General features: G+C 57.1%; 2 protein-coding genes. Both read left to right on the top strand.

From position 1 onward, the window contains the following. Nucleotides 1-85: 85 nt before the first annotated feature. Nucleotides 86-445 (top strand): IS66 family insertion sequence element accessory protein TnpB, encoded by a 360-nt coding sequence (gene tnpB / locus Q6A48_RS25860; protein ID WP_007247730.1) that lies wholly within the window; start codon nt 86-88, stop codon nt 443-445. Between the two features lie 18 nt (nt 446-463). Then, a complete protein-coding gene (gene tnpC / locus Q6A48_RS25855) occupies nt 464-1975 on the top strand; it encodes an IS66 family transposase (RefSeq protein ID WP_304557306.1) in 1512 nt (503 codons plus the stop codon). Nucleotides 1976-2020 lie beyond the last annotated feature (45 nt).

Genomic DNA, 2020 nt, shown 5'->3' with positions numbered 1-2020 from the left:
TGTAAGCGCTCCATGAACCCCACATTCCAAGCGCTTATCTGATCCCTGATGCTGTGCTCCTGATTCTGCCAGGAGCCCGTTTGCCATGATGCGACCCGATGCAAAAGTCGAAAAAGTCTATCTCTACCCCAAGCCCGTCGACTTTCGAAAATCTATCGACGGCCTCGCTGCGTTAGTCGAGCTGGATATCAAGGTCGCGGTCTTTGACCCAGTGCTTTTTGTCTTCCTCAACAAGCCGCGCAACCGCGTGAAAATCTTGTACTGGGAACGCAACGGCTTCTGCCTCTGGCTCAAGCGCCTGGAGTCCGAGCGTTTTAAAACATCGCCCGACGTGACGGACGAAGCAATTGTTCTGACCGTCCAGGAACTCAATTGGATGCTCGACGGTTTCGACCTCTGGCGTAATCGTCCTCATCAGGTTTTGACGCCACGATTCGTGGCCTGATTCGGTATAATCCCGGGCATGAATTCAGTGCCCGAAAACCTTCCTGACGATCTTCACCTACTCAAGCAAATGCTTGCGAAAATGCAGTCGCGGGTCGGTTTTCTTGAAGAGGAAAACGCGCTGCTGCGCCAGCGCTTGTTCGGACGAAAGTCCGAGCAGACAGCTGATCCTGCTACGCCCCAGCTAGCCCTTTTCAATGAAGCAGAAAGCATCGCCGACGTTGCCGACGAAGACACGGAAGAAGAGGTCGTCGCACCCGCCAGGCGCCGTGGCAAGCGCAAGCCGCTGCCCACTGACCTTCCGCGCATCGAGGTCATCCACGAACTGCCCGAACATGAGCTGACTTGCACCTGCGGCTGCCGCAAACATGCCATCGGTGAAGAAGTCAGCGAACAGCTTGAAATCGTCCCGATGCAGATTCGCGTCATCAAGCATGTTCGCAAGGTGTATGGCTGCCGCGACTGCGAGTCAGCGCCCGTAACGGCGGACAAGCCTGCCCAGGTGATAGAGAAGAGCATGGCTAGCCCGAGTGTACTGGCCATGCTGCTCACCACCAAATACGTAGACGGCCTACCGCTTCATCGCTTCGAAAAAGTCTTGGGGCGCCACGGTATCGATATTCCGCGCCAAACCTTGGCACGCTGGGTGATTCAATGCAGCGAGCACTTCCAAGCGCTGCTGAATCTGATGCGCGAAAGCCTGTTGGGCGGTCGGATCATCCACTGTGATGAAACACGTGTGCAGGTGTTGAAAGAGTCTGGCCGTGAGCCCAGTAGCCAATCCTGGATGTGGGTACAAACCGGCGGCCCACCTGATCGGCCAGTGATCCTTTTCGACTACGCCACCAGCCGAGCGCAGGAGGTGCCGACGCGCCTGCTGGATGGCTATCGAGGCTATGTCATGACCGACGACTACGCCGGTTACAACGCGCTGGCTGCACAGGACGGCGTGGAGCGGTTGGGCTGCTGGGCGCACGCACGCCGCAAGTTCGTCGAAGCGCAGAAAGTGCAGCCCAAGGGTAAAACCGGGCGCGCAGACATCGCCCTGAATTTAATCAACAAGCTGTATGGCATCGAGCGCGACCTTAAGGACGGCAGCGATGAAGATCGTAAGGCTGCCCGCATGGAGCGCAGCCTGCCATTGCTGGCTCAGCTGAAAAGCTGGGTAGAGAAAACGCAACCTCAAGTCACGACGCAGAATGCTTTGGGCAAGGCCATCGGTTACTTGGCCAGCAACTGGAGCAAATTGGAACGCTACGTCGAGCACGGCTATTTGCCGATGGACAACAACGCGGCCGAGCGTGCGATCCGCCCATTTGTCATTGGGAGAAAGAACTGGTTGTTCAGTGACACGCCCAAAGGTGCCACTGCCAGCGCACAACTTTACAGCCTAGTCGAGACAGCCAAAGCCAACGGCCAAGAGCCCTATGCGTGGCTACGCCACGCACTGGAACGCCTGCCGCTGGCGTGCTCAGTGGAAGACTACGAAGCGCTGCTACCGTGGAATTGCACGCCTCGAATATATAGCTGAGTGCTCTGCCCATCATTGGTTAGGTGGGGTTCATGGAGCGCTTAC

The sequence above is a fragment of the Pseudomonas citrullilanati genome (assembly GCF_030580855.1).
Lineage (GTDB): Bacteria > Pseudomonadota > Gammaproteobacteria > Pseudomonadales > Pseudomonadaceae > Aquipseudomonas > Aquipseudomonas citrulli.
This window is presented reverse-complemented; position numbering and strand designations above follow the sequence as displayed.